This is a genomic window from Alicycliphilus denitrificans K601 (assembly GCF_000204645.1).
Classification (GTDB): domain Bacteria; phylum Pseudomonadota; class Gammaproteobacteria; order Burkholderiales; family Burkholderiaceae_C; genus Alicycliphilus; species Alicycliphilus denitrificans.
Map to the genome: position 1 here is coordinate 3,186,715 of NC_015422.1, position 24,048 is coordinate 3,210,762.

Below are 24,048 nucleotides of genomic sequence, written 5' to 3' on the forward strand. Positions count from 1 at the left end.
CCAGGCCCTGCCCGGCAGCGGCCTATTCTGAACGACTTCATTCCTGAATGGCATGAACTCGTTCCATTTTTTTGCTATGCACCGCGCCCCCGTGCGTGGATAGTGCCCCCTCGTGCAATGAACGCGATATTGAAGAAGGCGAAACCCATGGCGACCAATCCCGCTCCTTCCCCCACCCCGCGCACCGGCGGCCAGATCCTGGTGCGCCAGCTCATCGCCCACGGCGTGAAGCAGCTGTTCTGCGTGCCCGGCGAAAGCTACCTGGCCGTGCTCGACGCGCTGCACGATGCCGACATCGCCGTCACCGTGTGCCGCCAGGAAGGCGGCGCCGCCATGATGGCCGAGGCCCAGGGCAAGCTCACGGGCCAGCCGGGCATCTGCTTCGTGACGCGCGGTCCCGGAGCCACCAACGCATCGGCCGGCGTGCACATCGCGCACCAGGACTCCACGCCCCTGATCCTGTTCGTGGGCCAGGTGGCGCGCGGCGCCAAGGGGCGCGAGGCCTTCCAGGAGCTCGACTACCGCGCCGTGTTCGGCACCATGGCCAAATGGGTGGTGGACATCGACGACCCGGCCCGCCTGCCCGAGCTCGTCTCGCGCGCGTTCCACGTCGCCACCTCGGGCCGCCCCGGCCCCGTGGTCGTGGCGCTGCCCGAGGACATGCTGACGGCAACCGCCAGCGTGGCCGACGCCCTGCCCTACCAGGTGGCCGAGACCCACCCCGGCGTCCCCGCGCTGCAGGAGCTGGGCGAGCGCCTGCAGGCGGCCGAGCGGCCCGTGGTCATCCTGGGCGGCAGCCGCTGGTCCGAGCAGGCCGTGCGCAACGTGAGCACGTTCGCCGAGGCCTGGCAGCTGCCCGTGTACTGCTCGTTCCGCCGCCAGATGCTGTTCCCGGCCAGCCACGCCAGCTATGCAGGCGACCTGGGCCTGGGCGTGAACCCCAAGCTGCTCGCGCGCATCCGCGCCAGCGACCTGGTGCTGGTGCTGGGCGGGCGCCTGTCGGAAATCCCCTCGCAGGGTTACGAGCTGTTCTCCATTCCCAACCCCGAGCAGCCCATGGTGCACATGCATGCCGACGCCGACGAACTCGGCAGCCTGTACCGCCCCGCGCAGGCCATACACGCCACGCCCCAAGCCATGGCCGCGGCTCTGGCGCGCCTGCTGCCCGCTGCCGCCCCGCGCTGGAGCGCCCACACCCAGGCCGCGCGCGCAGAATACCTGGCCTGGAGCGACCCCGCGCCCATCCGCATCCCCGGCAGCCTGCAGATGGGCGAGGTGATGCAGCACCTCAAGGAGGCGCTGCCCGCCGACACCATCTTCTGCAACGGCGCAGGCAACTTCGCCACCTGGGTGCACCGCTTCTGGCCCTTCACCCACTACGCGAGCCAGCTCGCCCCCACCAGCGGCTCCATGGGCTACGGCCTGCCGGCCGGCGTGGGCGCCAAGCGCCTGTGGCCCGAGCGCGAGGTGGTGGTGTTCGCGGGCGACGGCGACTTCCTCATGCACGGCCAGGAATTCGCCACCGCCGTGCAGTACGGCCTGCCCCTCATCGTGGTGCTGCTGGACAACGCCATGTACGGCACCATCCGCATGCACCAGGAGCGCGAATACCCCGGCCGCATCAGCGCCACCGAACTCAAGAACCCCGACTTCAAGGCCTACGCCCAGGCCTTCGGCGGCCACGGCGAGCGCGTGGAACGCACCGAAGACTTCGCCCCCGCCCTGGCCCGAGCACGCGCCAGCGGCTTGCCCGCGCTGCTGCACTGCCTCATCGACCCACAGGCCATCACGCCCACGGGGACGCTCGACGGCATCCGCACGGCGGCGCTGGCCAGGGACTGATGCGGGGGCTGACACAAAACCACAGGGCTTTTTTGCCCGCCCCTGGCCGGCAGGCAAAAAAGCCCTGCAACCATAGCTATAATGGCGGGCTTCGGAGAGGTGGATGAGCGGTTTAAGTCGCACGCCTGGAAAGCGTGTGTGGGTTAATAGCCCACCGCGGGTTCGAATCCCGCCCTCTCCGCCAGTTTTCTATATAAATCAACAACTTAGGCGATTTGTAGGATTCTGACCCACATAAAAACCCACATTAAATTGTTGGTTCAAGATCTGATTTCAGGATCTAGGTGGCGCACAACACTGCACAAAGAACGCAGACACGGCCAGAGACCTCGAGATGCACCAGGCGCGCAAGGGCCAGCAATGGTACTTCTGCATGAAACTGCACATCGGTGTGGACAGCCAAACCGGGCTAGTCCACTGATCGATGGTCACGGCGAATAACGTGCACGACAAACACCCACTGCCCGATTTTCTGCATGGCAACGAGCAACGCGTCTATGGCGACTCGACCTATGCCAGTCAGAAGGCTCTGATAGCGAGCAAGGCGCCTAGGGCCAAGGACTTCAACCAGCGCACGAGCCATGCGGGCGAAGTCGATGAGATGCAACGAGCCAAGAACCGCAACAAGTCGCAGGTGCATGCCCGCGTCGAGCATGTCTTTGCAGTGGTCAAGCGCCAGTGGGGGTTTACCAAGGTGCTCTACCGCGGGTTGCACAAGAACGCCACGCGCGCGTTTACCGCCTTGGCGCTGGCCAACATCTACCTGTGCCGAGGGTCGCCTGCTGGGACAGGTGCGCCGTAAGGGTGGAAAGTGGGCCTCAAGGCTTCGTAAACGGCCCAAATGAGCGGTGCGAGAAGCCACAACTTCCGAAATCTGCGTCATCCAGTGTGGCCAAGCCAATCATGACGGCTTGTTCAGCGCAGCCTTAAGCTGTTGATCGACCATGGAAAAAAGGCGTTCGCTGTTGGGCAGCGAACGCCTTTGGACGTTATGGTCTGGCGTCTACTAAATGAAGTCGCACAGGCCGCACAAATACTCAATTCCTGAAAATTTCACGGTCCCAGTTCGCCTCTGCCGAAAAACGTTGGCAAACATTCAACCTTGAGGTCATCCTGTCAGATGCGTTTCGGCGAGACCTTTCACTCCGACGTTACCCTCCGCAGCACACTAACATCGGACCTTCGCCACATAAACCCCTTCCTGGGATCCGCCGTAGAGCTGCAGTTCAAGTTTGGCATGCAAGTCGGCTGAGTCTAGAGGAAAGCGGACCCATGCGATTCCTTGTACGTCTAGACTCCGTACACGCAATACGCAGTACATTCGCAGGACACGGCCATTTAGGTGCACGACCATGAAACGTCTGAAGCATGAGACCTTGTCTATCCGCACTTCAGCAGACATCAAGCAGTTGGTGAAGCTAGCGGCGGCACGAGAACACCGATCCGTCGCGTCCATGATCGAGGTTCTGATTCTGGCCTACGCGCAAGGGCACGGCTTGGAGGCCGTGCCCGATGCACCGGTCAACGCTGGGGAGCGCAAGAAGAGACATGGAACTGATTGACAACATCACCCGGTTGCTGGGTGACGACCTCAAGGCGACGCTGAAGCCCAAGTCACGGCTGAAGATTGCCGCTTCGTGCTTCTCAATGTACGCCTTCGAGGCCTTGAAGGCCGAGTTGGAGAAGATCGACGAACTCAGCTTCATCTTCACTTCGCCCACCTTCACGGCCAGCGAAGTCACTGACAAGATTCGCAAAGAGCGCAAGGAATTCCATATTCCCAAGCTGGACCGCGAACGCAGCCTGTATGGCAGCGAGTTCGAGATCCAGCTTCGCAACAAGCTGACCCAGCGTGCCATCGCTAAGGAGTGCGCCGACTGGATGCGCCGCAAGGCCCGGTTCAAGAGCAACCGCACCAAGGCACCCATGCAGCCTTTTGCCGTGGTCCAGGCCAATGGCGCAGACACCGCCTACATGCCGCTCCACGGCTTCACGGCGGTGGACCTCGGCTACCAGCAAGGCAACGCGGTGTCCAACCTCGTCAACAAGATGGACGAGCCCGCCTTCGCCGCCGCCTACCTCAGCTTGTTCGACCAGATTTGGAACGATCCCGAGAAGCTGGAGGACGTGACCGCGCAGATTTGCGAGCACATCGCCTCGGTGTACCAAGAGAACTCGCCCGAGAGCATCTACTTCCTGATGCTCTACAACATCTTCAACGAGTTCCTGGACGAGATCGACGAGGACGTACTCCCCAACGACCGCACCGGTTACCAAGACACGCTGATCTGGAAGAAGCTCTTCAACTACCAGCGGGACGCAGCCACCGGCATCTGAACCGCCCCGGCTTTCAAGGAGGCCGATTGGTTTAAGTTGACACCTCTGTCGAGGTGTCGCTGACGGCGAGTTGCCTCCAGTAGTTTGCCTCAGCTTCTGCCGGAGGGATGCCCCCAATCGGCGTGAGCAGTCGGACGTGATTGAACCAGTGCACCCACTGCAGGGTGGCCAGCTCCACGGATTCCCTGGTCTTCCAGGGTCCCCGGCGGTGAATCAGCTCGGCCTTGTACAGCCCGTTGATGGTCTCGGCCAGTGCGTTGTCGTAGCTGTCACCCCGGCTGCCCACTGATGGCTGGATACCCGCCTGGTCCAAGCGTTCGGTGTAGCGTATGGAAACGTATTGACTGCCCCTGTCGGAATGGTGCGTCAAGGCATGGGCTGCTGGCTGGCGGTCATACAGCGCCTGCTCCAGCGCATCCAGCACGAAGTCCGTTTGCATGCTGCGGCTGACCCGCCAGCCCACGATGCGCCGGGCGTACACGTCCACCACGAAGGCCACGTACAACCAGCCCTGCCAGGTGGAGACGTAGGTGAAGTCCGACACCCACAGCTCGTTGGGCCGGCTGGCCTTGAATTGCCGGTTGACGTGGTCCAGCGGGCACGGTGCCGATGTGTCCGGCGTGGTGGTGCGCACTGTCTTGCCACGGCGTGCTCCTTGCAAGCCCATGGCACGCATCAGGCGCTCGACCGTGCAGCGCGCCACTGCGATGCCCTCGCGGTTCATCTGCAGCCAGACCTTATCGGCCCCGTAGACCTGCCAGTTGGCGTGCCACACGCGCTGGATGTCGGCTTTCAAACCCTCGTCACGCTGGACGCGTTGACTGCGCAGTTGCGGGTTGCGTTGCCGGGCTGCGTGGCGCCAGTAACACGACGGGGCCATCTGCAGCACCCGGCAGATGGGCTCGACCCCGTAGTCATCACGGTGGCGGTCGATGTAGTTCTTCAAGACTTCAATCGGCGGTCGAGCTCCGCCTGCGCGAAAAACGCGCTGGCCGTCTTCAGGATGTCGTTGGCCCGGCGCAGCTCTTTGACCTCACGCTCCAGTTCCTTGATGCGCTGGGCGTCTGCCGTGGTGGTGCCGGGGCGCTGGCCGCTGTCGACCTCGGCCTTCTTGACCCAGTCATTCAAGGTCTGCGGCACGCAGCCAATCTTGGGCGCAATCGATTCAATGGCTGCCCACAGCGACGGGTAGTCGGCTCGGTGCTCCTGCACCATGCGAACGGCGCGCTCGCGGACTTCCGGGGAGAACTTCGGTGACTTGTTCATGGCTCCATCTTCTCAAGAGTTGGTGCCTCCTCGAAATCCGGGGCTGTTCAACTCGCCGTCAGCGACACCTCGACAGAGGTGTCAACTTAAACCAATCGGCCTCCTTGAAAGCCGGGGCGGTTCAGCGACTGAACGCGTAGACTCACCACGAAAAACAAGGGAGAAAAGATGGAATTAAGCGATCTACAGGCTTTCTGCGCAGACAAAAACTTGCACGAGCTCATTGAGCTGAGTCGGTCTTCAGATGATTTGCTTACTCTTATCCGCCCACGTGAAACCCAATTTGCGGATCTATTAGCCTGGGCAATGGACGCAGGCGAAGGGCACAGACAAGGCGATGCGGTGTTCCGAAGCTTTCTGCTCGCCTTGTACAGCGCTGGCAGCGAGGAACAGCCAGGAGATCGACTTCGAAAGAACTCCCACAGTTGGCACTTCGCGCAGCACTGGACTCCTGCTCGCATTCTGGCGGCTGACTTCGGTTCAGTGGTGTGTTACCGCGAGTACACGATGACGGGTGACCTACCCAAGTCGAGCCGGCCGGATTTCGTCATCGTTGATCCTGCGAACAAACTGGTGATCGTGGTTGAGATCAAGGCAGGCGCGGCCTTCGGTAAGGGCCAGCTTGCGGAGTATCTAGATGTCGCGAACAAAGTGCTCGTAAAAAAGGCTGCCTTCAAGAACTATGACAAGGCTTTTGTTGCTCTAGATCCGAACCTTGACTCCAGTCAGCTGCCGACGACATTCGACAATCGGTGGATCGGTATGGACTACGCTTGGCTCAACCACGCTGAGATGCGAGCTCAAAGTGCGGTGCAACGAGGTGATAGAAGCTCAGCTCCACTGCTTTCCTTCTGCCGTGCGGTAACTGACTATGAAGATCCGACTGAACAACGCTTAAGCAAGCTGGCCGGTGAACTCGCAATTCAGCATCCAGCGGTTGTAGCAGCCCTAAAGGCTGCGCGCGCGAATGCTCGGGTACTGGAAAGCTGGACTACGCGCCTCCTTGACGGAGAAGGGGCTTCGCATGAGCTATTTCGCCTGTACGTTCAGCATCAACGAGCTCTCAACCGCTTAGTGGGCTTGTCGCACATGCGGCTACTTCTCACAAAGCTGGCGGAGGCCTATCCGCTCTTAGAGGGCACCCCCGAGGTGGTAGAAAGCGGGCGCGTCTGGTTTAGACGTGCTATGCCATTGGAGCCAGAGCGCCAGCCTCCGATGCAGGCAGGCTACTGGCCGCTCGTGCTCAGTATTCGCCATCAAAACAGCCGACAGTACGCAGCAGAGCCTCGCTTCCGGATATCTCTGCACTGGTGGGCGACAGACATTGACCCAGGCAGCCCGATGATGAGAGCAGCTGCGATCCTTGGCAAGCACTTCGACAAGCGTGGCCTAGATAAGCTTCGAGTCAACAGAATGAAACTTCATGAGGAATTTTGCTCAGGCGTCAAGAGCGCGACGGAAAAAACTTCTGCACTCATCGAAAAGATACAGCTCATCAGCCGCTGATGAAGACTCATGAACATTCAAGTTAGAGGGCTAGGATATCTATGCAAAAACGAACTCTTGCGTTTCAGTTCACCTCCGACGCTGAGAGCGACATCACGGTGTTCATAAATGTTGATGGCGTTCGCGGTTCTGAACCGTTCTCTGGCATTGAAATCATCGGATTGAGTAGCTGTCTGGTAGTGACGCGAGCTGCAGCAATCGTTACCGAGGTCTCCAGCTCAATGTCTCGGTCAGCTAGCACTGGGTGCGAAAAGCACACCTTCTCCTTCTCGAAGAACTTCAAGGCGGCCTCACAACTATCGGCTGGACAGCTTGATGCCACCCTCGAACCAGGCAATCCATTGCCCGTGAACTTTCAGTGGCAGCCTGCATCTGAATCGAACAAAAAATCTCAATTTGAATGCCGTGCTATCGAGGTTAGTCTCGATGTTTTTCGCCTTGTCAGCCTTCCAACCGGTATTGAGATTTCTCTAACTTCACCGCCTAAATCACTCGGCGCTTCCTGAATCGAACCAGGGTGATTCACAACGACTTTGCCGAGATCGAATTGATGTGGGTTTCGGTGAACGCGCCCCAGAGAAGTCTCTGCTGTTTCACGGCCTTTAGGAACTAGAGCGTGTTATGAACTCACCCCCGCGCCCAAGGCAGGCAACGCCTTTGGCAGCATGAGGATCACGAAGATCAGGAAATGCAATCCGGCGAGCACTTCGGGCAATCTTTCATAGTCGCGGCTGAGCCTTCTGAATCGCGCCAGCCAGCCAAAGCTGCGCTCGACCACCCAGCGCCTGGGCAGCAGCACAAAGCCCTTCCTGGCCTCGGGCAGCTTGACAATTTGCAGATCAATGCCGTGCTCGCTGGCCTGCCGGTTGGGCTCTTCGCCCGTGTAGCCCTGGTCGGCCCAGGCCAGTCTCACCGTCTCGCCTGTCGCTTCCTGCACTGCCTCGCACAACGGCGCCACTTGCGCTCGCTCCTGTTCATTGGCTGGTGTGATATGGACGGCCAGCAAATGCCCCAGCGTATCGACGGCCATGTGCACTTTCGAGCCGTTGCGCCGCTTGTAACCATCGTAGCCAGCACGCGGACCACTCTCACAGCTCGATTGCAAGGTGCGTCCATCCAAGACTGCCGCACTGGGCTGGCCCTGGCGTCCTTGCGCCACGCGAATGACCGAGCGAAGGTCGTTGGCCATTGCCTCAAAGCATCCTGCTTGCAACCAGCGGCGTGTTTGCTGATAGACCGCCTCCCACGGCGGGAAGTCCCCAGGCAGCATGCGCCAGGGCGCACCCGCACGGGCTATCCAGCGCAAGGCATTGAACACTTCGCGCAGATCGTGCTGGCGTTGCGCTGCCTTCTCGTCGATCAGTGCCAGGTATGGCGCCGCGAAGCCCCACTCCTCATCCGTGACATCCGTGGGGTACTGCTTGCGCCTTGCCATGCGGCGAATCTACCGCACGCGCTATCAAGTTCATAACACGCTCTAGCAGGTTGCCCCCGTTGCTGCATGGGCGGCTGGTAGAAGCTGGTTTGGCGGGTGCTACCTCAGTGATTTAATCCGCGCCAGAAAGATACATGCCATCCTTTGTGAGTCACTGTTCCCGCCGCCTATGCCGAATGCGCGTAGCCGCGCTGCTTGCCCTGACCCTAGCGGGTACGGTGGTCTCGAATCTCTCTTGGGCCAGATTTCCGCAGTTCGACAATACCGCGCTGCTCACACCCGAGCCCACCTCCTTCTCGCAGTGCCCGCAGTTCTTTGCCAATGGCACACCACCCGCAATCACGCCCCGGGCCCAGTTTCGAGAGCTTTGCTACGAGGCCTTTGCGGTGCTGCACTCAGGTACGACCAAGACGCCCGTTTATGTGGCCCAGCGCTTGAACCGCCAGCTCATCGAGGACGCGGATGAGAAACGGGCCAAGCGGTTCTTTGCAGATGCTCGCTTACCCAGTGCTGAGCGTGCCGAACTGGAGGACTACAAGAACTCTGGCTACAGCCGAGGTCACATGGCACCTGCTGGGGACATGCCCACGCCGACGGCCATGGCTCAGAGCTTCAGTTTGGCCAATATGGTTCCCCAGATTGCCCAGCACAACAGTGGCGCCTGGAACAAGGTCGAGCAGGATACGCGGCACTATGTGAAGCGGGCCAAGGGGGATGTGTTTGTGATCACGGGGCCGGTGTTCACGGATGCGGGGCTACGCATCGGCGCCAACGGAGTGAAGGTGCCAACTTACCTTTTCAAGCTGGTGTATGACGCCACCACCCAACGGGCTTGGGCACATTGGCAGCAAAACCGGGATGGTGAGACAGTGGGTCGACCGATCAGCTATCAGGAGCTCGTAAACCGCACAGGCGTGGAGTTTCTGCCAAGAAATGCATTCCAGCACTGATCGTCAACACCGCAACGCAGCCCGCGCAGCACCAAGCTGCATTTGAATCCCCTTCAGTTCCACATATACCCATTGCCATCCAGGTAACCCCACCCTGACCAGCCTCCCGTTGGTCTGACTTCACCCCCCCCCCCACAAGCCCGGTGCACGTTCGCGTGCCCCGGGCTTTTTTGCGTCCATCGCAAGGAGCTTTCCATGACTGTTTGTCCCATCTGCAAATCGACCCATGTGTAAGCGCACGGCAAACCCATGTTGACCGCCGCTGGCGGCCATGGCTGATGATCAGATATCGATGGGTTGCCAGCGATGCGGCAGCAGTTCTTCAATCCGGCTGGCCTTGTGCGTGGGCAGCCGGGTCAGCACATCCTTGAGATAGGCATATGGGTCGTGCCCGTTCATGCGCGCTGACTGGATCAGGCTCATCACGGCGGCCGCCCGCTGGCCCGCGCGCAAGCTGCCGGCGAACAACCAGTTCGAGCGCCCCAGGGCCACAGGCCTGATCTGGTTTTCGATCCAATTGTTGTCCGGCGGCAGCTGCGGGTCATCGACGAAGCGCGTGAGCGCTGCCCAGCGCTTGAGGCTGTAGTCCAGCGCCTTGGCCGTCGCCGAGTTGCCCGCCACCTGCTGGCGTTGCAGCACCATCCACTGGTGCAACGCGTCCAGAATGGGCCGACTGTGCTGCTGGCGCACCTGCAACCGCTCTGGTGCCGCCAGGGGCTGAACTTGCCGTTCGATCTCATAGACCCGGGCGAACTGCATCAGGGCCAATTCGGCGATCTGGCTCTTGCCCGCTGCGTGCAGGTCGAAGAACTTGCGCCGGGCGTGTGCCAGGCAACCGGCTTCGGTCACGCCCTGGCTAAAGCTGGCCTTGTAGCCGGCATAGTCGTCACAGATCAGGCTGCCGCGCCAGTCCCCCAGAAAGGCGCGGGCGTGTTCTCCGGCGCGGGACTCGCAGAAGTCATAGACCACGGCCCGCGTGGCTTCAAACGCTCCCGGGGCATAGGCCCACAGGTAGGCCCGGTGCGTTTTACCGCTGCCCGGCTTGAGCATGGCCACCGGGGTCTCATCACCGTGCAACACCCGGTGGCCGAGCACCTCGGCCTTCAGGGCATCGACCAGCGGTTGCAGCCGCGCACCGCAGGTGCCTACCCACTGCGCCAGGGTGGATCTTGGAATCGCCAGGCCGGCGCGACCAAAGATGTTCTCCTGCCGGTACAAGGGCTGGTGATCCTGGTACTTGGCCACCAGCACTTGGGCCAGCAGGCCGGCAGTCGGGATGCCTTTATCGATCACATGGGCCTCGACCGGCGCCTGGGTGATAGTTTCGCACTGGGTGCACGCCCACTTGCCACGGATGTAGCGCTCCACGGTAAACACGCCGGGCACGTAGTCCAGCTTCTCGGCCACGTCTTCGCCGATGCGCTGCATCCGGCAGCCACAGGCGCAGGTGGTCGACTCAGGCTCGTGGCGGATTTCGCGGCGCGGCAGGTGGGCCGGCAGCGGCTGGCGTTTGGGCTGTTGCTTGGCTTCGGGCGCAGCCGCAGGCGGCTGGAGTTGCTCAATCTCGACAGCGACCGCCGCCAGGTCGGCATCGATCTCGTCTTCCAGCAGGCTCTTCTGATCGGCGCTGTGCCGCTCGGATTGGGCGGCGAACTTCAGCCGCTTGAGCAGCGCGCACTCATAGGTGAGCTTCTCGTTGAGCGCGCGCTGGTGACGCAGTTCGGCCAGCAGGCGCTGGGTCACTTCGCGCAGTTGCTCTGCGTCCAGTTCGCTCAGGGCTTGCTCGTCGATCACCATGGCTGGCAGTGTGCCCGCTCACCCTGGGTCCAGCCATTGACGCATCTCCCGATTGCCACGGCCACGCCCTTGCGCCGACGATTCAGACCACGCTGATGGCACCTTGCGAGCCCACACGCTGCCAGGGCAGGCCCAGCACCAGGGCGTTGAGCTGGGCGTGTTCCAACGCCACGTTCGGACTGCCCGCAGGTGCCCAGACAAACTTGCCCTGGTGCAGCCGGCGCGCGGCCAGCCACAGCCCCACACCGTCATGTACCAGGACCTTCAGGCGATTGGCTCTCTGGTTGGCGAAGACGTAGGCATGGTGCGGGTGGGCCGCGCCGAAGGTGGCGATCACCCGCGCCAGGGCCGTGTCCGTGCCCGCGCGCATGTCCAGCGGGGTGGTGGCCAGCCAGGCCTCATCGATACGGATCACCGCAACAACTCCCGCAGCATCTGGGCGCACTCGGCGGCGCCAGACAAGGGCCAGTGCACGGTCACGGACATGCCGGGGCGCTGGCATTCGATGCGGATGCCGTCCGCTGGCGTTGGCAAGGACGCGGATGGCAGCTCACCAGCAGACGCCGGCGGTACTGCGCTCAGGTCGATGGGGATAAAGGCCGGGGGTGGGGAAGCAACGACTGCAGTGCTGACGCCAGCTTCAAGACGGTGAAATCCCTGCGCCCATTCCTTGAGCCAGCGGTGTAGCACGTTGGCGTTCATGCCATGTTGCAGGGCCACCGCCGCGACCGATGCGCCTGGCTGTCGGCAGGCAGCCACCAGCTCGGCCTTGAATTGCGGGGTGTAGGTGCGGTGCGTGCGCCGCTGCGCATAGCGCGGGGTCTGAGGGTCTTTGAGCATCGTGTCCACGCCAATGTTGCGTGCACACGATCTTGCTCAGCCTTACCACCTCATTCAAGATGGGTTCGCCAGCCGCATACACCCATGTGACCACCCGCCAAGTGGGGCGCGATACCGGAAGAACCCTCGGCGGTGTCGCCGGAGCCGCCAGCGGCGCTGCCAGCACCTGGTCCGGTGCCCAGGTCGGTGCGTCCTTCGGGGCTGTTGGTGGTCCCGTTGGTATCGCCCTCGGAGGCATCGCCGGTGCCCTGCTGGGCGGCCTGCTCGGCGCCACGGCGGGTTCTGTCGCTGGTAGCCGCTTGGGCGATGTCGTTGACGCGCACTACCTCGGCAACTGCGAGTGCCAGGACTGCGGGGCGGTGTTCAGCGGCCCCTCCCGTTCCTGACCTTGTTTCCCCCCGCTGCCTCTGCTGGAGGCCGCTGCTCTTTCCTTCATTCCTTTCTCTATCCCTCTCTTTCTCTGCCCATCTCCATTTCGAAAGTCCCCCATGTCCCACCTCATCGAAACCATGGCCCATGTCGGCCAGACCCCTTGGCACCAACTGGGCAATGCCCTGCCCAAGAAACAGCCCATCGACGTTTGGGCACAGGCCGCTGGCATGCAATGGCATATCCGGGAGACACCCGTGCGCTACCTGGCCACTGACGACAGCTCCAACCTCTACGGCGAAGCCATGGAGTTTCTCGACCAGAAGGTGCTGTACCGCAGCGATACCAAGGCCCCCTTGTCCGTGGTGTCGGGCCGCTACCAGGTGGTCCAGCCCAAGGAAGTGCTGGAGTTCTACCGGGATCTCACGGAGGTCTCCGGCTATGAATTGGAAACAGCCGGTGTCCTCAAGGCCGGTCGCAAGTTCTGGGCATTGGCCCGCACGGGCAAGACCTCGGCGCTCAAGGGCAACGATGTGGTCAACGGCTATCTGCTACTGGCCACCTCCTGCGACGGTAGCCTGGCCACCACTGCCACGCCCACCACGATCCGGGTGGTCTGCAATAACACCTTGTCCATCGCCCTCAGTGGCGCGACCAGCGCCATCAAGGTGCCTCACAGCACAACCTTCGATGCCCAGGCGGTCAAGAAGCAATTGGGCATTGCGGTCTCCCAGTGGGACAGCTTCATGTACCGCATGAAGACGCTCTCGGAGCGCAAGGTCAAGAGCCACGAGTCCATGAACTACTTCCTCAAGGTGCTGTGCCAGACAGATGCCCATGCTGACCAGGCCATGGGTCTCACGAACGAGCGTGCCCTCAAGAAAGTGCAGGCGATGTACGAGGGCCAGGGCCGTGGTGCTGAACTGCAGGCCGCCAAGGGCACGGCCTGGGGCCTGCTGTGCGCTGTCACCGAATTCGTGGACCACGAGCGGCGTGCTCGCAGCCAGGAGTACCGGCTCGACAGTGCCTGGTTTGGCCAGGGCGCAGCCCTCAAGCAACGTGCGCTGGAGCAGGCGCTGCAGCTGGCATCGTGAATGCCAGGCTCAACGGTCCAAAGCGCCGAAGCAAAAGAGCCTTCCCTCCATTCTTTCCATCCCTTCCTCAGCAAAGCCCCGGACCTTGAATGGGACCGGGGCTTTTTGTTGTGCGGAGTTTCTACATCCAAGGAGTCACCATGTCTCAACCCTCTGTTCATACGGATTCCGTTTCTTCACCGTCTTCCTCGGGAATCCCCAAGGCCCGACCGGCTTTGAAGCTGGTCAAGACCAACACCCTCAAGCGTGAGGATTGGCTGGAAGTGCGCAAGTGCGGTATTGGCAGCTCCGATGCTGCCGCTGCCGTGGGCTTGCATCCCTACAAGTCCCAGCTCCAACTGTGGATGGAGAAGACCGGGCGTGATGCCGGTCTGCCCGTGGTCGATCCCAATGACGACCAGAGCCCGATGTACTGGGGCACGCTGCTCGAACCCATCGTGGCAGCGCACTACACCCGGCGCACGGGCAACAGAGTTCGCCGCGTCAATGCGGTGCTGCAACACCCTGAACATCCCTGGATGCTGGCGAACCTCGACCGGGAGGTCATGGGAGCTCCGGATGTCCAGATCCTGGAATGCAAGACGGCTGGCATCAACGGGGCCAGGCTGTGGCGCGATGGTGTGCCCGAGTATGTGCAACTGCAGGTAATGCACCAGTTGGCTGTGACCGGCAAACAGGTGGCGGATGTGGCCGTGCTCATGGGTGGGCAGGAACTGCAGGTGTTCCGCATCGAACGAGACGCCGAGATGATCGCCCAGCTCATCCAGTTAGAGCAGCAGTTCTGGGGCTATGTGGAGCGGGACCAGGAGCCCCCGGCCGATGGTTCGGACTCTGCCGACCTGGCACTGCGGTGTCTGTATCCGCGTGACAGCGGCACCACGCTGGATCTCTCGACCGACCTGGAGATGTCGGGGGTGTTTTCTGACCTGCTGGCGGTGCGGGAGGTCATCACCACCCAGACCGCACTGGAGGCCCAGTTCAAGCAACGCATTCAGCAGCGCATGGGTGACGCCACACGGGCGGTATTCGAGACCGGGGAAGTTTCCTGGAAACGCAGCAAGGACGGAACCGCCCTGGACACGGCGCAGTTGCTCAAGGACCGGCCCGAGCTGGCACAGGCCTACCTACTCACCAAGCCAGGCAGTCGGCGGTTTTTGGTGCAGCAGTAGCCGGGCAAGGGAGACACCAGAGCCTCACACCCCATATCCGTCAATCACTCACAGCGGACCTCCACCAGATCGGTGCGGGTCCGCTTCTTTTTGTCTCGAAAGGAACCACCATGCTCAAAGGTTTGGCATTGACACCCCCGGTCATTGGCCGGATATCGATTGGCAAAGTCGTGGAGAAGCACGGCAAGCGCTTGCCGGAGAAGGATGACGAATTCACCATCACCAGCCAGGTGCAAAACCGTGATGGCTGGGTGAACCACCCGCTCGATGAGCAGTTGCGCAAGGACAAGAGCACCAAGCTGCGCAGCATTCCCGTGCGCCTGCTGTTTGACGATCCTCATCTCAGCCTGCGGGCCAACTACACAATGTTTGACCGGTCCACCGGGCGACCCCTGTGTGTGGGCAATGGGGAAACCTGCAAACGGGCCACGCTGTCTGGAATGCAGAGCTTTGCTTGTCCGTCACCGCAGGCCTGCCCCTTGGCCGAAGGCGGTAACTGCAAGCCCTACGGGCGCTTGAATGTGCGTGTCGATGTGGAGGGAACCGGGAGTGATGAACTGGGCAGCTTTGTGCTGCGCACCACCGGGTTCAACAGCATTCGCACGCTCTCGGCACGGCTGCGGTATTTCCAAGCGGTGTCCGGTGGAATGCTGTCCACCTTGCCACTGGAGCTGCGTTTGCGCGGCAAGTCCACCACGCTATCGCATCGCACGCCGATCTACTACGTGGACCTCACACTCAGGGCGGAGACCACGCTGGTGCAGGCCATCCAGCGCGCCCGGGCGGAATGGGAGGGGCGCAAGGCGGCAGGAATAGACCAAGTGGCGCTGGATGACACGGCCAGGGCCGGGTTTGCGCTTGGGGAGTTTGAGGAATCCGAAGAAGATGGGGCCGCCGTGGTCGAGGAGTTCTATCCCGACACGGAAGACAGCTCAGGGGACGGACTGGACAAGGCCCCTCAAGATGCTGGGCACGGGTCATCGCAGCCGCAGAGCGCACGACAGCGGCAATCCGGACCACAGCGCAACCTTGGCCACAAGCTGGGGGAACGGCTGAAGGCCCAGAGCTTGGTGCCCATCGGCGCACCTCACTCCGGATCGGCTGTGGATGCAGGGGTGGGCCATGGCAGCGGCTGACAAAGGAAAGAGGCCGCGCGCCAGTCGCCTTGCATCGTTGGTGCAGATGTACACGGCGGGACTGCGGTGGGACACAGAGCCGATGGTCATGGCGTGGGCGCTGACACAGGATGCGGCAATCGCCGCCCCTTTGCACCGCTTGCCCCTGGAATGCCCTGTGGAAGAACCGCCCGGAGATCTCCGCTCTCTGTGGACAGCGCTGTGGCAGGCGGCTTGTCTGTTGCGCCCAGAGGTCTCACCGGCCCGGTGGCGACCAAGGGTGTGTCGTCTGGCCCGGATAGCTGGTGCGCTAATCCACGTTGAAACGAACGCTGACGCACCTGAGCAGCACGAAGCCACGCAAGAGCCAATGATTGCATTGGACGTCAGAATGGCGGAGTGGGTTCGTCGCCTGCTATTGCCATTGCCGCCACCGACAGATTCGTTTCGCCCAGCGATCTCTGTGCGGGAATGTGCGGAGCTGGATCTTGATGCGATGGACCAATGCCGTCGTGAGGGCGGCGTCCTGCTGGTGGCTTGGCGACGGGCACGCCCGGCAACCCAATGTGACTGCGGCTGGCAATGGCGCGTCGTGGCCGGGCTGGAGGGACTGGAAGACCCGAGAGCCGAAGGAGCTTTGGCAAACGCGGGAGAAGGATTCCGACCTCGCTCGGTGTTGCTGGTGCCCCAGGAGGTAGAGGCGGTCTGGGGGTGTGGCTATGGGACGCGGTTGGATCCGGTTGCATCTTTGGATACCACCTCACCCGAGAAAAGTAGCAACTGGCAGTTGCGCAGCCTCTATGGCACTTGGACTGATGTGGAGGTGTTGCGGGTGCTGATGCTCAGGCCGAAGCCGGGATAACGTGCTTGATGACCCAAGAGAGCCATCGTCTGTATGGCCGCCCCTGGCACTTGCTGGGGGTGGTCTCTTTTTTTCAAGGTTGCTGGGCCTCAGCCGCCCGCGTCGGCAATCGGGTAGTCCATCTTGACGCAACGATGGCGGCAATGGTTTATGCGTCCTGGTGTGGATGGTTTGCAAGTTGGTGTTTTGTTGGTTGACGTGAAGACCTTTGCCGGGGGCCCCGACACAGGTCGTCTGGATACGGGGCATGGGGTGCGGCATTTCACGGTGGTGCACGCCGCCATGGCTTTGGTAATTTGCGCGCGCAGGGCGCTATTTCCGCAGGTAGAACACGTAGTACACCAAGGGGGCAAACGGGTTCGAGAAGATCAGGATCAAAAAGCCGATGGGCTTCTTTTTTGCGACGCAGTGACCGAAGCAGATCAGCCACAGCAGGGCGTAGACGGGGATTAAGAGCAGTAGGAGGGTTTTCATCGAGAGACTTTCAGATTTGGGCCACCAGGACCTGACGCTTTTGGGTGTATTCCGACTCTGTCAGGAGGCCTTCATCGAAGAGTTCTTTCAGTTCCCGTAGGGACTCTTTGGCGCGTTGAGCAGGGGAAGCATTCGGCGCATGCCGTTTTACCGTGTCCACGATGGCGGTCAGCATTTCTGCGAAGAGCGCCGCATTGGACTTCTTAGGTACGTTGGACCTAAAAACATAGGTGCCGTTGATCGTCATCAGGCTCTCTAGTCGGCCCTCTTGAAACTGGACATCCTTGACGTCGCTCAGCAGCACATGGAAAGGTGTCTCCATGATGTTGTGCACATGCAGGGCTGATCGGGTCAGAAGCAGGCCATCCTTCGCATTGCCAAAGACGGTGTTGTCGATCAATGCCAGTACATCGTCTGCACCGTCATTGCCACCGAACTCGGAGATGGCATTTGCCAGCTTCTTGGGCGGTATGTGGGGATGGAAAAAGATCTTGTCGTCATGGACGCTGGACCGGTAGGTCGCGAGGATTTCTTGGATTTCTTCTTCCATTGCGTGGCTCACAGTTCGAGGCTGCGTTTTGTCAATGCAGGAGCCGCGTGTCTGAAGCGCATTCAGCCCCTCCCAAGCGCTGCTTCTTTCTGACTTGCTGGGTCTATATGTGAAGCAAACACCGTAGATGCAAATTTATCAGAAAAGCATCCTCACTCGGTGTCTGCCAAGCCCCAAGCACCCACCTCGCTGCCCGATCCCAATAATCTTCGGGACGTGCTGGCCTATTGGATGCGCCTCAAGCGGGTGGAAAAGGGGTGGTCGCAAGAGCGGCTTGCGATGGAGTGCGAACTGGATCGCACTTATGTGTCAGCGGTGGAACGATCCCGCTGGAATGTGTCGCTGTCGAACATCGAGCGCTTTGCGCAGGCGCTGGATGTGGAGCCTTGGATGTTGCTCAGGCCACCAAACGAGAGTGAGTGAGCTGGGCCGGTTCAGCTACTCGGCTTGAGACGGTGGCGAGGCGTCTGTTCTGCAGCGATGGCGGAAGTTCGGCCCCGCTCCATGTAATGTCTGCAACGTTGAAGATGCCGCCAGCCGAGCGCCACACGGAGCTTAAGACGGATTTTTGAGTTTTATGCGCCTCTCGGGAGCAGCGCCTTGAGCTCCGCTAGATCTTCCGCATAGCTCACACGGTATCTTCCAAACGGGTGAGACATCGTCGTGTATCGACGAATGCACTCATTGGAGTTCCATCCTGCGTCGATCAGATCAGACACTGCAAAGACAAATTCGAGAGTGTTCGTAAAAAATGTCACCGGACTCTCACCGGACTCGTAGTCCAGCTTGGGCTTCGTGCCATGGACATAGTAGTTGCGGCAATCCACGGCATGATCAGCGACGAGTTCCAAGTCGGGAAATAGATCTCCTACTTGTCGAGCGATGATCCGTACCCGGCTGCGAACTTTCCTTTTCAGGCTGAGCTTTCCGATCCGCCCCAACGCTCCAAGAACCGAGCTCCGGTCCTCTCCGTGAGGAAGGCTCCTGAAGAGCGCGCGGGCTTTATCGCGAGCCTCGGCAAGATCGTCTGGGGTGGGGTCGGGAGGCGGGAAAGCATTGTCCGGTAACAGGTCGAACATATTTGCTGCACCCACTAGCCGATCTGGGTCGTAGCGCCGTTGAGAGGCGAAGCTGGTGGAATAGCGCAGGCGTGCGGTGCGCCATTCTTCGTTTCTTGCCAACCACGCCGCTAAGACCTTGCTCATCTTCTCAGGCTCTCGCGACGGCCAGAAGGGCAGGTCAAACCAGCTGGTAGGCTCCCATTCATCCTCAGCGTCTCTGCGGGGTCCGAGAGGCCAGATGAGATCAAGCTGCTGCTGATGGACACCGTCATTCCCATCCAGTTCAACCTTGATGTTCTTTACGTTCTGTGGACGTCCCGCCGCGATCTCGACAAATCTAACCAAATCCAACACAGCTCGTAGGGCGTGCCTCACGGTAGTTGCAGTAGAGAAATCGATCGCCAGAACTACGTCGGCATCAAGATGTATCCCGTCAGCTGACGAAGAGGGAACGACCAGCGTGTACCTCGCAGAGACCACACCTAATGATGTGACCGTGGAGAGAAGCTCCAGCTTGCCGTTGAAGTAAAAAATGTGCGGCAGTGCTCCAAGCTCTCCGACATACTTTCCGCCCTCTGTCTTCGACAGCTCTGCCAGATGCTCACGCGCATTGAAAATTTGGCCAAATACTCGAAAGTCGCCGAACAACGCCGTCGCGTCATCTAATGAAAAATGGATACTGGCGATCCGCTCTTCCTCGGACGTCACGTGCTTGTGACCAATCAAGATGTAATGCGGAAACAGGTTGCCCACAAAGAAGTGATCATCACCACGAAAATGCTCTCCTGTACCAGCCATCGGTACGCAGTTGAGCAGGGACACGTGCGTGGAATCAAGCAATCGCCCACAGACATCTCGCTTCGCAGACCAGTCAGGTTCAGAGCGAGAGAAAAGCTTCAGCCGCGAAGCTTGCCCGCGCAAATGCAGTTCGCCTGCCGCAGTCAACGATCCATCAAAGGAGAACTGCCCCGCAATGCATCGCTCGCTGTGCGCTTCTTTCATTTAGTTCCTCCCTGCAGTTGGTCGAGCACTTGATTTAGGACACGATGCGTCTGCCCTCAAAGGCAACGCTGCCAACCCAAGTGATTGGGTGTTAGTGCCGATCCAATGTTGACCACCAGCTGGTCAGTTTTGCTTCGGCACTAGCAGTCGGCGGGATCGGCTGCGGCTTGCACCCCCATCCCACTTCTCGAGGGACTGGTCTGCGATGTGCAGAGGATAGCGGCTCCACCCCCTGCGGCCAATTTCACCTTCTGCTTTCGCCCAATGGCTGAGCCTGGATGACAGAAAGCAGGCGCGCAGCAGACATTCAGCGGGCCACGCCGACTGACTGCAGCCAGCCTCAAGCGGTCCGCACAGACAGTTCGAACTAGGCCATGCACAGCCCAGTAACGCAAGATTTCAGAACGTCGTCAAGCTTCACAGCTTGATGGCTGGCCCACGCAGCACTGCCGTAACGCCTTAAAACCATGCCCAAATGCGGCGCAGCAATGCAGGAGCCGGACGGGCAGGACGGAATACATAACGGGATGGTTTGTGCATAGCCTTCTCGGTGTCGATTTTTGCAATACTGTACAAAACATCAGTATCATGCGCAAGAGTGCTTCTTAGCTCTTAACCTGTTCGCCCGAGGCATCAGAATTTGCGCGCCACCGTCCTTCGCTCCACCTGATGTCATCAGCCCTCGCACCCATCGAACTCCGGGGCTTCCTCCTCACCCGCAACTGGCGCGATCTCCCAGACGGCACCGAGATTGAATACTGGCTGGCCACCGACGAGGGGCCCAAGAAGGTGCTTCTGACCCGGCAAACCTCGGTCGCCTTCCTGCCAGCCTGCCACCGGGCTGCAGCACAAGCTTCACTGGCGAGCCTGCAGGGCCTGGAGGTGAAGGAACTCGGTCTGAAGACGTTCGATCAGCAGCCCGTCCTCGGTATCTACGCCCGCAGATTCCGCGATCTGGGCAAGCTGGCGCGAGCACTCCAGCCACTGGGGCTCCCTCTGTACGAAGCCGATGTCCGCCCACACGACCGCTACCTCATGGAGCGGTTCATTACAGCCGGCGTTTTGGTGGAGGGAGGCCATCAGGAAGGCTCGACCATCATCGACGGCAGATTGAAGCCCGCGTCTGGTTGGCGCCCGGTGTTGAAGGTGGTGTCGCTGGACATCGAGACGAGTGCAACGGAGGATCTGTACTCCGTCGCACTGGATGGTGCGGGTGATCGGGTGGTGTTCATGCTGGGGGAAGCACCAGAGTCTGTGTCGGCGCCAGCTGTGTCGCAGATGGACTTCAGGCTTGTGTACTGCTCAACTCGCAGGGCGATGATCGAGCAGCTCAATGCCTGGTTTGCAGACCATGACCCGGATGTCATCGTCGGCTGGAGCGTGATCCAGTTCGATCTGCGGGTACTGCAGAAGACGGCCGATGCGAACTCCGTGCAACTGCTGCTCGGACGCGAGCGCCGCCCCATCGCTTGGCGTACGCACCCGGGGCGCCAGGGCTACCTTTTCGCACCCATGCCCGGACGCGTGGTTGTCGATGGCATCGAAGCACTGCGGGCGGGCATGTGGAGCTTCCCGTCTTTCAGCCTTGAAGCGGTCTCGCAAGCACTGCTGGGCGAGGGCAAGGAGATCGGAGACGCTTACGACAAGATGGCGGAGATCGAGCGGCGCTACCAGGAAGACAAGCCAGCGCTCGCCAGCTACAACATCCGCGACTGCGCGCTCGTCCTGCGCATCTTCGACAAACTGGAGCTGCTGTCATTCGTGCTGGAGCGAGCGCAGACGACGGGTTTGCAGATCGATCACTTCGGCGGCTCCATCGCTGCGTTCAGCCACCACTACCTGCCACGCATGCACCGCCTGGGCTATGTGGCACCCAACGTGGGTGACATCGCGGCCAAGGCCTTTCCCGGCGGCTATGTGATGGACTCCACGCCAGGCTTCTACGACTCCGTCGTGGTCCTGGACTACAAGAGTCTGTACCCCTCCATCATCCGGACCTTTCTGGTGGACCCCGTGGGTCTGGCAGAGGGAGAGAGCGCCGACGCACAGACCGGGTTGGTGCAAGGGCCGCAAGGCACGCTGTTCTCGCGCGAGAAGCACTGTCTGCCGGACATCGTGACCGCCCTGTCGAATGCCCGGGACGAGGCCAAGCGTGCGCGCAATCAGCCGCTGTCGCAGGCCCTGAAGCTGCTCATGAACTCCTTCGCCGGAGTGCTGGGCGCGTCCGAGTGCCGCTTCTTCAACCCGAAGCTGGTGTCCGCCGTCACCCTGCGCGGCCACGAGGTGATGAAACTCACCCGGACGTTCGTGGAGCAGCGCGGATACCAGGTCATCTACGGAGACACCGACTCCATCTTCATCTGGCTCAAACGCACCTATCCCAATACGGAGGCGCACGCCATTGCGGCCGGCCTGGTGCAGGAGATCAACGCCTGGTGGACCCGCAAGCTGCGAGAAGAGCAGCAGCTGGAGAACTTCCTCGAGATCGAGTTCGACACCCACTACGCCAAGTTCTTCATGCCCACTATCCGAGGATCGGATGTCGGCAGCAAGAAGCGCTACGCCGGCCTGAGCGTCGATGAAGCGGGGCAGGAAGAGATGGTCTATCGCGGGCTGGAGATGGCCCGCAGCGACTGGACCCCATTGGCACGCCAGTTCCAGGAGGGCTTGCTGTCACGCATCTTCCACGGCGAGCCCTATCGGGACTTCGTGGCCGACTATGCGCGGTCCATGCTGGATGGCCAGATGGATGCGCTGCTCGTCTACCGAAAACGCCTGCGCCACCGGCTCGATGCCTACGAGGTCAATGTGCCGCCCCAGGTGCGCGCGGCGCGCATCGCTGATGCACACAACGCGAAGTTGAACCGTCCTCAGCAGTACCAGCGTGGTGGCTGGATCGAGTACGTGATGGCGCAAAGCGGCCCCGAACCTCTGGAGGCCCGGCATTCGCGTATTGACTATGAGCACTACCTCGTCAAACAACTCCAGCCCATTGCCGATGCGATTCTCCAGCCATTGGGAGACAGCTTTGTGGCATTGACGAGTGCGCAGACGGTGCTTTTCTAGGGGCGCCTCACCCGCCAGCCGTGAATACGGCTGGCGGGGATGGGAGAGGAATTCCCTATTTGGGACAGTGGGTGATTAGTGCCCTGCGACCATTCCACCTCAGTCTCTTCGGAGCCAGTCCATTAGCCCCTGCTGGCGCCATACCCGTGGTGCCCCGCCCCATACTGCTTCGTCCTTGCCTTGCACAGATAGCTTGCCCGATGAAAGAGCGCAGCAAATGACTCGGGATCATCGCGCAGGATCATGTACCACGGATTCTTCGGAAAGTGCACCAGAGTCTTGGCCCTCTCCACGCTTTCGCCCAAAGCACTGGCCCAGGCCTCCCATACCCGATGGGCCATGTTCACAGCCGAAGACTGGTAGCTGCCCAGGCAGTTGAAAGCATCCCCATTCAGGAGGAACAAGACATGGTAGTGAACCCTACCGCGTTCACCTACCTCCCTCACCCAGAAATAACGCACCTTGGTTTGATGAGTGTAGGAGGCTGTCTTGGAGGCCACCGCACGGTTGTGCCGAATCTTGGCCTTGAATGATTCGATGAACCTTGACACCACAGAGTTGCAGAACTCATCGTGACACCCCCCGGTTCCGGCAGGCAAATGCAGATCCACCCTGAAGGCAAAGACTCTTCGATACTGATGGGTTGCCTTGGCAAGCACCCCATGCAGTGCCCGCAGATACTCCTCAATCATGGGGTAGTACCCATTCATCACGGGCAGAGACTGGTACACCCCATCACTGTACAGGCGATGATTCTTGTTTATCTCAAAATCACTGTAAAACACGTTCACCTCACACAAGTGACCCCTTGCCTGAATGGTGGCCGATGTATGTGCTGTGCCTGGATGCTTTACCGGTATAGATTGCCCATAGCTCTATATCTGTCTATACTACCAATACCGAGGCAAGAACAGACCAAAACAGCAGCAACATCGGCACGCCAAAATAGGCAATCCCTGGGGTTATTGATAAAAACAAATGGCTAATCTGCTCTGGAAAAATGGGATTCGGCTTAAGAAGCCCGCGATTCCATTTTCTGACGCAGCCACTGGTCCACCTCCTCCTGGATCCAACCGACAGATTTGACGCCGAGCTTTATGGGCTTTGGGAAGATGCCCTTGCTCATGTACAGATACAACGTGGACCGTGGCAGTCCCGTCAATTCACTCACTGCAGGTAGTCGCAAGATACGCATGGCATTCACTCGAAGTAGTTTGTCCAACGCATGCGTCCCATAATGATTTTTTACACTTGATGGCTCCGCATAGCCATACAACCACTATCGCGTCGTGCATGAACCCCTAAGCGTGCAA

Annotated in this window: 20 protein-coding genes, 1 tRNA gene, 1 pseudogene and 1 other annotated feature; of the genes and pseudogenes, 13 read left to right on the forward strand and 9 right to left on the reverse strand. The window is 60.5% G+C overall.

What is annotated here, in order from left to right; genetic code table 11:
- Positions 1–147 precede the first annotated feature (147 nt).
- The 5 genes and pseudogenes from ALIDE2_RS15150 (at position 148) to ALIDE2_RS15165 (ending at position 4,179) form a co-directional block, all read left to right on the forward strand.
- Positions 148–1,842, forward strand: a complete 1,695-nt coding sequence (locus ALIDE2_RS15150) for a thiamine pyrophosphate-binding protein (protein WP_193353127.1) — start codon at positions 148–150, stop codon at positions 1,840–1,842.
- A 93-nt stretch (positions 1,843–1,935) separates the two neighbouring features.
- A tRNA-Ser gene (locus ALIDE2_RS15155) sits at positions 1,936–2,026 on the forward strand.
- Positions 2,027–2,128: 102 nt separating this feature from the next.
- Positions 2,129–2,644: pseudogene (locus ALIDE2_RS15160) on the forward strand (IS5 family transposase); the annotation flags it as partial.
- A gap of 550 nt (positions 2,645–3,194) precedes the next feature.
- Positions 3,195–3,404, forward strand: a complete 210-nt coding sequence (locus ALIDE2_RS24535; RefSeq protein WP_013722501.1) for a hypothetical protein — start codon at positions 3,195–3,197, stop codon at positions 3,402–3,404.
- Entirely contained in the window at positions 3,391–4,179 is a 789-nt protein-coding gene (locus ALIDE2_RS15165; RefSeq protein ID WP_013722502.1) for a phospholipase D-like domain-containing protein, read from the forward strand. Before ALIDE2_RS24535 ends, ALIDE2_RS15165 begins: the two co-directional genes overlap by 14 nt.
- 31 nt (positions 4,180–4,210) lie before the next feature.
- Here the strand turns inward: ALIDE2_RS15165 and ALIDE2_RS15170 are convergent.
- Positions 4,211–5,445 (reverse strand): IS3 family transposase gene (locus ALIDE2_RS15170; RefSeq protein ID WP_085945337.1). Its coding sequence is split into 2 segments (ribosomal slippage): positions 4,211–5,157 and positions 5,157–5,445, totalling 1,236 coding nucleotides; the frame shifts between segments, so codons are not numbered across the junction.
- Positions 5,051–5,167: a sequence feature (AL1L pseudoknot), on the reverse strand. (Overlaps the previous gene by 117 nt.)
- A 168-nt stretch (positions 5,446–5,613) precedes the next feature.
- On the opposite strand from ALIDE2_RS15170, the gene ALIDE2_RS24540 reads away from it, so the two are divergent.
- Both ALIDE2_RS24540 and ALIDE2_RS25025 read left to right on the forward strand, forming a co-directional pair.
- Positions 5,614–6,951 (forward strand): PDDEXK-like family protein, encoded by a 1,338-nt coding sequence (locus ALIDE2_RS24540; protein WP_013722503.1) that lies wholly within the window; start codon positions 5,614–5,616, stop codon positions 6,949–6,951.
- Positions 6,952–6,992: 41 nt separating this feature from the next.
- Positions 6,993–7,457 carry a hypothetical protein gene (locus ALIDE2_RS25025; RefSeq protein ID WP_148262975.1) on the forward strand — a complete coding sequence of 155 codons (465 nt, stop codon included), beginning with the start codon at positions 6,993–6,995 and terminating at the stop codon, positions 7,455–7,457.
- 113 nt (positions 7,458–7,570) lie between these two features.
- Here ALIDE2_RS25025 and ALIDE2_RS15180 read toward each other — a convergent pair whose 3' ends face one another.
- Complete coding sequence (locus ALIDE2_RS15180) at positions 7,571–8,386, reverse strand: IS5 family transposase (RefSeq protein ID WP_013722504.1); 816 nt, start codon at positions 8,384–8,386, stop codon at positions 7,571–7,573.
- Positions 8,387–8,562: 176 nt separating this feature from the next.
- Between ALIDE2_RS15180 and ALIDE2_RS15185 the strand changes: the two genes are divergently transcribed.
- Positions 8,563–9,336, forward strand: a complete 774-nt coding sequence (locus ALIDE2_RS15185) for a DNA/RNA non-specific endonuclease (RefSeq protein WP_013722505.1) — start codon at positions 8,563–8,565, stop codon at positions 9,334–9,336.
- A 282-nt stretch (positions 9,337–9,618) separates the two neighbouring features.
- On the opposite strand, the gene tnpC is transcribed toward ALIDE2_RS15185, so the two are convergent.
- From tnpC to tnpA, 3 genes are all read right to left on the reverse strand, one after another.
- A complete protein-coding gene (tnpC, locus tag ALIDE2_RS15190; protein WP_013516299.1) occupies positions 9,619–11,133 on the reverse strand; it encodes an IS66 family transposase in 1,515 nt (504 codons plus the stop codon).
- Positions 11,134–11,215: 82 nt separating this feature from the next.
- Complete coding sequence (tnpB, locus tag ALIDE2_RS15195) at positions 11,216–11,548, reverse strand: IS66 family insertion sequence element accessory protein TnpB (RefSeq protein WP_013516300.1); 333 nt, start codon at positions 11,546–11,548, stop codon at positions 11,216–11,218.
- Entirely contained in the window at positions 11,545–11,973 is a 429-nt protein-coding gene (tnpA, locus tag ALIDE2_RS15200; RefSeq protein ID WP_013516301.1) for an IS66-like element accessory protein TnpA, read from the reverse strand. Before tnpA ends, tnpB begins: the two co-directional genes overlap by 4 nt.
- Positions 11,974–12,461: 488 nt before the next feature.
- On the opposite strand from tnpA, the gene ALIDE2_RS15210 reads away from it, so the two are divergent.
- From ALIDE2_RS15210 to ALIDE2_RS15220, 3 genes are all read left to right on the forward strand, one after another.
- A complete protein-coding gene (locus ALIDE2_RS15210) occupies positions 12,462–13,436 on the forward strand; it encodes a DUF932 domain-containing protein (protein ID WP_013722507.1) in 975 nt (324 codons plus the stop codon).
- Positions 13,437–13,576: 140 nt separating this feature from the next.
- Positions 13,577–14,605: a YqaJ viral recombinase family nuclease gene (locus ALIDE2_RS15215; protein ID WP_013722508.1), complete on the forward strand. Its 1,029-nt coding sequence runs from the start codon at positions 13,577–13,579 to the stop codon at positions 14,603–14,605.
- 110 nt (positions 14,606–14,715) lie between these two features.
- The gene (locus ALIDE2_RS15220) at positions 14,716–15,741 is read left to right on the forward strand and encodes a recombination directionality factor (RefSeq protein ID WP_013722509.1); all 1,026 of its coding nucleotides are present in this window, start codon (positions 14,716–14,718) and stop codon (positions 15,739–15,741) included.
- Between the two features lie 1,325 nt (positions 15,742–17,066).
- Here ALIDE2_RS15220 and ALIDE2_RS15225 read toward each other — a convergent pair.
- A complete protein-coding gene (locus ALIDE2_RS15225; protein ID WP_013722512.1) occupies positions 17,067–17,606 on the reverse strand; it encodes an SHOCT domain-containing protein in 540 nt (179 codons plus the stop codon).
- Between the two features lie 159 nt (positions 17,607–17,765).
- Between ALIDE2_RS15225 and ALIDE2_RS24545 the strand changes: the two genes are divergently transcribed.
- A complete protein-coding gene (locus ALIDE2_RS24545; RefSeq protein WP_013722513.1) occupies positions 17,766–18,029 on the forward strand; it encodes a helix-turn-helix domain-containing protein in 264 nt (87 codons plus the stop codon).
- Between the two features lie 152 nt (positions 18,030–18,181).
- Here ALIDE2_RS24545 and ALIDE2_RS25030 read toward each other — a convergent pair whose 3' ends face one another.
- A complete protein-coding gene (locus ALIDE2_RS25030) occupies positions 18,182–19,669 on the reverse strand; it encodes an ApeA N-terminal domain 1-containing protein (RefSeq protein WP_013722514.1) in 1,488 nt (495 codons plus the stop codon).
- A gap of 669 nt (positions 19,670–20,338) precedes the next feature.
- Here ALIDE2_RS25030 and ALIDE2_RS15230 point away from each other — a divergent pair.
- Complete coding sequence (locus ALIDE2_RS15230) at positions 20,339–22,735, forward strand: DNA polymerase II (RefSeq protein WP_013722515.1); 2,397 nt, start codon at positions 20,339–20,341, stop codon at positions 22,733–22,735.
- 122 nt (positions 22,736–22,857) lie between these two features.
- Here the strand turns inward: ALIDE2_RS15230 and ALIDE2_RS15235 are convergent, their stop codons facing one another.
- Both ALIDE2_RS15235 and ALIDE2_RS25780 read right to left on the reverse strand, forming a co-directional pair.
- The gene (locus ALIDE2_RS15235; RefSeq protein ID WP_238530028.1) at positions 22,858–23,526 is read right to left on the reverse strand and encodes an inovirus Gp2 family protein; all 669 of its coding nucleotides are present in this window, start codon (positions 23,524–23,526) and stop codon (positions 22,858–22,860) included.
- A gap of 221 nt (positions 23,527–23,747) precedes the next feature.
- Complete coding sequence (locus tag ALIDE2_RS25780) at positions 23,748–23,930, reverse strand: helix-turn-helix transcriptional regulator (RefSeq protein WP_013722517.1); 183 nt, start codon at positions 23,928–23,930, stop codon at positions 23,748–23,750.
- Between the last annotated feature and the right edge of the window lie 118 nt (positions 23,931–24,048).